This is a genomic window from Pseudomonas sp. NPDC089752, assembly GCF_044748725.1.
Taxonomy (GTDB): domain Bacteria; phylum Pseudomonadota; class Gammaproteobacteria; order Pseudomonadales; family Pseudomonadaceae; genus Aquipseudomonas.
On record NZ_JBIVGP010000022.1, the window covers coordinates 50,329 to 57,322 of the forward strand.

The window sequence follows — 6,994 nt, forward strand, 5'->3', positions numbered from 1 at the left end:
ATTGTAATGTTACTTTATAACATTGTGCAATGCATCGCTTCGAATGCGCCCGCCTGAAGAGGTTTCACCATGTCTCACCGTCTTCCCGTCACCGTGCTATCCGGCTTCCTTGGCGCTGGCAAAAGTACTCTCCTCAACCATGTACTGCGTAATCGCGACAACCTGCGGGTCGCCGTGATCGTCAATGACATGAGTGAAATCAACATCGATGCCAGTGAGGTTCAGCGCAACGTCAGCCTCAATCGCGCTGAAGAAAAACTGGTGGAGATGAGCAACGGCTGTATCTGCTGCACCCTGCGCGAAGATCTGCTGGAGGAGGTGGCGCGTCTGGCCGAGGAAGGCCGCTTCGATTATCTGCTGATCGAGTCCACTGGCATCTCCGAGCCGTTGCCGGTCGCCGAGACCTTTACCTTCCGCGACGAGCAGGGCCGCAGCCTGTCCGACATGGCCCGGCTGGACACCATGGTTACAGTAGTCGACGGCCTGAACTTCATGCGCGATTACCAGGCGGCCGACAGCCTGGCGAGCCGCGGTGAAACCCTTGGCGAGGAAGACGAGCGTTCGATCAGTGACCTGTTGATCGAACAGGTCGAGTTCGCCGATGTGCTGTTGCTGAGCAAGATCGACCTGATCAGCCAGCATGAGCGCGAAGAGCTCATCGCCATCTTGCGCAGCCTCAATGCCCGGGCGCAGATCGTGCCGATGGTCATGGGCCAGGTGCCGCTGGCACGGATACTCGACACCGGCCTGTTCGACTTCGAGCAGGCCGCGCAGGCGCCGGGCTGGTTGCAGGAATTGCGCGGGGAACATGTCCCGGAAACCGAGGAGTACGGCATTGCCGCATTCACGTGGGAAGCGCGCAGGCCGCTGCACCCGCAGCGGTTCTTCGACTTTATCCACAAGCCATGGAGCAATGGCCGCCTGCTGCGCTCAAAAGGTTTCTTCTGGCTGGCCAGCAAATACCAGGAGGCCGGCAGTTGGTCGCAGGCAGGCGGCATGATGCGTCACGGCCTGGCCGGGCGCTGGTGGCGGTTCGTGCCGCGTGAGCACTGGCCACAGGATGAGCAGAGCATACAGGACATTCTCAAGTATTGGCTGGCCGAAAGCGGAGACTGCCGTCAGGAACTGGTGTTCATCGGTCAGAACATAGACTTCGCCAAGTTATCCACAGCGCTGGATGACTGCTTGCTGACCGATGATGAGATGGCGCTGGGGCATGTGGAGTGGCTTCGCCTGCCAGATCCCTTCGGGCCTTGGCATGCTGAGGAAGCTGCGTGATGCCGGCGTTGCAGGCTGTGGATATCCGTCAGGTGCATGCCGACTCACCACAGGTATTGACCGACATTTTTCAGGATGGCGTCAATATGGCGGTCTGGCAGCGCCGTCTCCCAGCTCAGGTGGAAGACTTCGCGGCGCTGCTGGTTGGCCTCGGCGAACCCTTGGAGGACCTGCGGGTGCTCGATGTGAACGAACATGAAACGCCATCGCTGTCGCAGCTGTTGGCCGAGGCAGCCGATCTGCAAGGCTACGAGAGCTTTGTCGCAGACGTGCGCTGGCTGGTATCCGCATTCACCTGCTTGCTTGGTGCGCGGCGTGTTGGCCTGCGGCTGCGAGTTTTGCAGGGCGCCATGTGTCCTCGCTTCCATGTGGATAACGTCCCCTTGCGGCTGCTGACCAGCTATGTGGGCCCAGGCAGCGAATGGCTGGAAGAAGGGGCGATCGAGCGACGTGGACTGCATCTGGCCCCCGCGCCTGTGGATAACATCAGGAGGCTGCAATCTGGGGATGTTGCTGTGCTCAAGGGCGAGAAATGGCTGGGCAACGAAGGGGCCGGCCTGATCCATCGCTCACCGCCTGGCCAGGAGCGGCGTCTGCTGCTCAGCCTTGACTGGCTGGCTTGACGGGGCATAGTGGGGGAAATTCCGTACCGAAGTGATCGCATGCTGCAGAACATCCCTACTCATGTCGTCGCCGGGCCATTGGGTGCCGGCAAGACCAGCGTCATTCGCCAGTTGATGGCCCAGCGCCCGGCGGGTGAGCGCTGGGCCGTGCTGGTCAATGAATTCGGTCAGGTCGGCCTGGATGCAGCCTTGCTCAGTCGTGATGAAGACGGTGTTGCCATCGCCGAAGTGGCAGGAGGATGCCTGTGCTGCGTGAATGGCGCCCCTTTCCAGGTGGGGCTCGGGCGCCTGTTGCGCAAGGCGCGCCCCGACAGACTGTTCATCGAGCCTTCGGGCCTTGGCCATCCTGTGCAGCTGTTGAACCAGCTGCGCCAAGCTCCCTGGTTTGGGGTGCTGGCGGTGCAGCCGCTGGTGATGGTTTTGGATGCTCAATCGCTGGCGCGGGGGGAGCGTTTACCTGAGGTACAACGAGAGGCGCTGGAAGCCGCTTCGTTATTGATATTCAACAAAAGCGAAGCTGTTGATGAAAAACATAGGTTGTTGATAAATAAGGATTTTCCAGCAATAGCTAGTGTATGGACGCAGCAGGGGCTGTTAGCAATCTCCTGCCTCCCGATTTCATCCACAGGGGATTTTTCGCAGTTTTTTGTGGATAAATCATTCATGGATAAACCGTCCACAGCCCCTGTCACCCTGTGGACAGATACTCGCCAGTCCATTTGTCACGTTAACGAAGGTGACGCAGGTTGGAGCATCGGTTGGCGCTGGCACCCGAGCCAAAAATTCAATCCGCAAGCGCTGCGTGAACTGCTTGAAACGTACGCGTGGCGTCGGGCCAAGGGTGTTATCCACAGCAGCGAAGGGTGGCAGTCCTTCAACGGCCTCGATCGCAACATGCCTGATTGGCAGCCAAGCGCCTGGCGCAAGGACACGCGTATCGAACTGATCTTCGATCGACCGCAGCTTCGGCAGAGGTTGCAGGCCGCACTGGATGAGTGCCGCGTGAGATGATCAGTTACGCCAGCGATTGTGCTCCTGGCGCCACTGCTGCATCTCGATGACGTTGCCGGTGCGTGGCGGCGTATTGATCTCGAACGGGTAGGGCGCCAGTTCGATCTGCATGCTGTGGGCACCGAACTGGGTCACGGTACCTGGATGGCGCTGTTCGCCGGTCACGGTGAACTCGAAGGCATAAACCCGTGCCAGCCGCTTCCTGCCATTGGCATCACGGATAAAGCCGATGCGCTTGAGCGCGACGGCATCGTCGAGCAGCTCCAGGTCGAGTTTGGCGCAGTGCTGTTTGACCCGTGCCAGGGCTTTCTCGCGCAGCCCATGGTTGTGCCATAACCAACCGCCCGCCGTGGCCAACAACATCAGGACGAAGAGATTCTCCAGGGTCAACATTTGCATATGCTCCAAACAGGTCGATCCAGCTTAACTGCGTCCCTGGTCTGTCGTACAGGTGGCAATCGAGTTCATACTGCGCGACGCACAATCTCGAAACAGCTTTGGAAAACTGCCCGCATGAAACGTACCCCGCACCTGCTCGCCATTCAGTCCCACGTGGTGTTCGGCCACGCCGGCAACAGCGCTGCGGTGTTTCCCATGCAGCGGATCGGGGTCAATGTCTGGCCGCTCAACACCGTGCAGTTCTCCAATCACACTCAGTATGGTCAGTGGGCGGGCGAAGTGCTTGCTCCAGCGCAAATTCCTGCGTTGGTGGAAGGTATTTCCAACATCGGCGAACTGGGCAACTGCGATGCCGTGCTGTCCGGCTATCTGGGTAGCGCCGAACAGGGCCGGGCGATCCTGGCAGGTGTCGAGCGTATCAAGGCAGTGAACCCGAAGGCGTTGTACCTGTGCGATCCGGTCATGGGCCACGCAGAGAAGGGCTGCATCGTGCCGCAAGAGGTCAGTGAATTCCTTCTGGAGGAAGCCGTTGCCCGGGCCGACATCCTGTGCCCAAACCAGCTGGAGCTGGACAGCTTTTGCGGCCGGCGGGCGCAGTCGCTGGAGGACTGTGTGGGCATGGCCCGTGGGCTGCTGGAGCGTGGCCCGCAGGTGGTGCTGGTAAAGCACTTGGCCTATCCGGGCCGAGCCGAAGACATGTTCGAGATGTTGCTGGTCACCCGTGACCAGAGCTGGCACCTGCGCCGTCCGCTGTTGGCATTCCCGCGTCAACCGGTCGGGGTGGGTGACTTGACCTCAGGGCTGTTCCTCGCCCGAGTGCTGCTGGGCGATAGCTGGTTGCAAGCCTTCGAGTACACCGCGGCAGCCGTGCATGAAGTGCTGCTGGAAACCCAGGCCTGCACCAGCTACGAGCTGCAGCTGGTGCGGGCGCAAGATCGCATCGCTCACCCGCGCGTGCGCTTCGAGGCGCAGCGCCTGGCATATTAAACGGTGTCGGTCTTCAGGTCCTGGTAGCGCTTTTCCATTTCCTGGCGTATCTGCCGACGCTGCTGGCCCTGCAGGAAGCGCCGCTTTTCTTCGCTGGACTGCGGCTGGCGCGGCGGCACCGCGACCGGGCGCCGGTTGTCGTCGACCGCGACCATGGTGAAAAAGCAGCTGTTGGAATGGCGCACCGAACGTTCGCGGATGTTCTCGGTGACCACTTTGATGCCCACCTCCATGGAGGTGTTGCCGGTGTAGTTGACCGAAGCCAGGAACGTCACCAGCTCGCCGACGTGCACCGGTTCGCGGAAGATCACCTGGTCGACCGAGAGGGTCACCACATAGCTGCCGGCATACCGGCTGGCGCACGCATAAGCCACTTCATCGAGGTACTTGAGCAAGGTGCCGCCATGTACGTTGCCAGAAAAGTTGGCCATGTCCGGGGTCATCAGGACGGTCATGCTCAGCTGGGCGTTTCCAGGTTCCATAGTGTGCTCACGGTGGGGTTGCGCTGACTCGGGGCGGGTATCTACTGACACTTCTGTTTCCCCTCTTGAAGTTTGCCTTCCTGATACGGGACGTTGGCTGACGCTCCGTCGTCACGCCGATCTTGCCATCGGCGGTGGTTGACCGGCCGATCTGTTTCTACATATTGCACCGCCTTTTTGCGGCGGGGTGCGATGTTAACCTGAGTACGCCCACGCAATAGGGGCTTTCCTGCATTCAATACAGTATGTGCTTGCTTCTTGCCCGGGTTTGCCTTGGCAGAGGAGCGGTTTGCCCGGGCATCGAAAAAGGAGTATCGCGCCATGCATGCCATCAGCTTCATCCAGGATCTGGCCGTGATCATGCTGGTCGCTGGGGTGGTGACGATTCTCTTTCATCGGCTCAAGCAGCCCGTGGTGCTCGGCTATATCGTCGCCGGGTTCATCATCGGCCCGCACACACCACCGTTCGGCCTGATTCACGACGAAGACACGATCAAGACCCTGGCTGAGCTTGGGGTGATCTTCCTGATGTTCTGCCTGGGGCTGGAGTTCAGCCTGCGCAAGCTGTTCAAGGTAGGGGCCACGGCGTTCATCGCGGCATTCCTGGAAATCGTCCTGATGATCTGGATCGGTTTCGAGATCGGCCGCTGGTTCGGCTGGAACACAATGGATTCGCTGTTCCTCGGCGCGATCCTGGCAATTTCCTCGACCACCATCATCGTCAAGGCGCTCAACGACCTGAAGATGAAGAACGAGCGTTTCGCACAGCTGATCTTTGGTGTGTTGATCGTCGAGGACATTCTCGGCATCGGCATCATCGCTTTGCTGTCCGGCATCGCGGTCAGCGGCTCGGTCAGCTCCGGCGAGGTGTTTTCCACGGTCGGCAAGCTGTCGTTGTTCATGATCGTGGCGCTGGTCATCGGCATTCTGCTGGTGCCGCGGCTGCTGGCCTATGTGGCGAAATTCGAGAGCAACGAGATGTTGCTGATCACCGTCCTGGGCTTGTGCTTCGGTTTCTGCCTGCTAGTGGTCAAGCTTGAATACAGCATGGTGCTGGGCGCCTTCCTGATCGGCGCGATCATGGCCGAATCGCGCCAGTTGCTGAAGATCGAGCGGCTGATCGAACCGGTACGCGACCTGTTCAGTGCCATCTTCTTCGTCGCCATCGGCTTGATGATCGACCCGCAGATCCTGGTCGACTATGCCTGGCCGATCGTGGTCATCACCCTGGCCGTGGTGCTGGGCAAAATGCTGTCCTGCGGCATGGGCGCTTTCATTGCCGGCAACGACGGGCGTACTTCGTTGCGGGTGGGCATGGGGCTTTCGCAGATCGGCGAGTTCTCGTTCATCATCGCGGCCCTGGGCATGACGCTGCAGGTGACCAGCGACTTCCTCTACCCGGTCGCGGTGGCGGTCTCGGCCATCACCACGTTGTTGACGCCGTACCTGATCCGCGCCGCCGACCCGTTGTCGCTGAAGCTGGGCAAGGTGATGCCAAGCCGGCTGTCGCGCGTGCTGTCGCTGTATGGCGAATGGTTACGCAGCATCCAGCCCCAAGGTGAAGGCGCGATGCTGGCGGCGATGATCCGGCGCATCCTGCTGCAGGTTGGGGTGAACCTGGCGCTGGTGATCGCGATCTTCTTCAGCGGTGGCTACTTCGCCGAGCGAATCGGCACCTGGCTCAGTGAGTGGGTCAGCGATGTCAGCCAGCAGAAGGCGGTAATCTGGGGCGCGGCGTTGTTGCTGTCGCTGCCGTTCCTCATCGCGGCGTATCGCAAGCTCAAGGCCCTGTCGATGCTGTTGGCCGAGATGGGCGTGAAGCCGGAAATGGCCGGGCGCCATACCCAGCGCGTGCGCCGTGTGGTGGCCGAGGTGATTCCGCTGCTGTCGCTGCTGGTGATTTTCCTGCTGCTGTCGGCGCTATCGGCGAGCATCCTGCCGACCAGCGAGCTGCTGCTGATCATTGCCGTGGTGGCGGCAGTGGTGGTGGCGGTACTGTGGCGCTGGTTCATCCGCGTGCACACGCGGATGCAGATCGCTTTGCTGGAGACGCTGGAGAACAGCCGAGAGAATTCGCACTAAAGCGGGCATGCTGAGTTTCTGAAGCTTGCGCAACCCTTGTAGATACCGTCTTGACCCTCACCCTGCAAGAGCGATTTTGGGGTCAAACGGTATCCCCGACTTCACCACCCCGTAAACCAGGTGCAGCAGCTT

7 protein-coding genes are annotated in these 6,994 nt (G+C 60.4%); 5 read left to right on the forward strand and 2 right to left on the reverse strand.

Features of this window, described 5'->3' with window-relative positions:
- Window positions 1-69 precede the first annotated feature (69 nt).
- From zigA to ACIPZF_RS24835, 3 genes are read left to right on the forward strand one after another with little or no spacing between them, the layout of a single operon-like run.
- The gene (zigA, locus tag ACIPZF_RS24825) at window positions 70-1,278 is read left to right on the forward strand and encodes a zinc metallochaperone GTPase ZigA (protein ID WP_400804367.1); all 1,209 of its coding nucleotides are present in this window, start codon (window positions 70-72) and stop codon (window positions 1,276-1,278) included.
- Window positions 1,278-1,901 carry a DUF1826 domain-containing protein gene (locus tag ACIPZF_RS24830; RefSeq protein ID WP_400804370.1) on the forward strand — a complete coding sequence of 208 codons (624 nt, stop codon included), beginning with the start codon at window positions 1,278-1,280 and terminating at the stop codon, window positions 1,899-1,901. The genes zigA and ACIPZF_RS24830 overlap by 1 nt, the downstream gene beginning before the upstream one ends.
- Before the next feature lie 39 nt (window positions 1,902-1,940).
- The gene (locus ACIPZF_RS24835; RefSeq protein ID WP_400804373.1) at window positions 1,941-2,912 is read left to right on the forward strand and encodes a CobW family GTP-binding protein; all 972 of its coding nucleotides are present in this window, start codon (window positions 1,941-1,943) and stop codon (window positions 2,910-2,912) included.
- On the opposite strand, the gene ACIPZF_RS24840 is transcribed toward ACIPZF_RS24835, so the two are convergent.
- The gene (locus tag ACIPZF_RS24840) at window positions 2,913-3,305 is read right to left on the reverse strand and encodes a DUF3301 domain-containing protein (RefSeq protein WP_400804376.1); all 393 of its coding nucleotides are present in this window, start codon (window positions 3,303-3,305) and stop codon (window positions 2,913-2,915) included.
- A 120-nt stretch (window positions 3,306-3,425) separates the two neighbouring features.
- Between ACIPZF_RS24840 and pdxY the strand changes: the two genes are divergently transcribed.
- Window positions 3,426-4,298, forward strand: coding sequence for a pyridoxal kinase PdxY (pdxY, locus tag ACIPZF_RS24845; RefSeq protein ID WP_400804378.1), 873 nt, complete (start codon window positions 3,426-3,428; stop codon window positions 4,296-4,298).
- On the opposite strand, the gene ACIPZF_RS24850 is transcribed toward pdxY, so the two are convergent.
- Window positions 4,295-4,780 carry an acyl-CoA thioesterase gene (locus tag ACIPZF_RS24850; protein ID WP_400804381.1) on the reverse strand — a complete coding sequence of 162 codons (486 nt, stop codon included), beginning with the start codon at window positions 4,778-4,780 and terminating at the stop codon, window positions 4,295-4,297. The genes pdxY and ACIPZF_RS24850 overlap by 4 nt on opposite strands.
- A 321-nt stretch (window positions 4,781-5,101) precedes the next feature.
- Between ACIPZF_RS24850 and ACIPZF_RS24855 the strand changes: the two genes are divergently transcribed.
- Window positions 5,102-6,862: a cation:proton antiporter gene (locus ACIPZF_RS24855; protein ID WP_400804382.1), complete on the forward strand. Its 1,761-nt coding sequence runs from the start codon at window positions 5,102-5,104 to the stop codon at window positions 6,860-6,862.
- The last annotated feature ends 132 nt before the right edge of the window (window positions 6,863-6,994 follow it).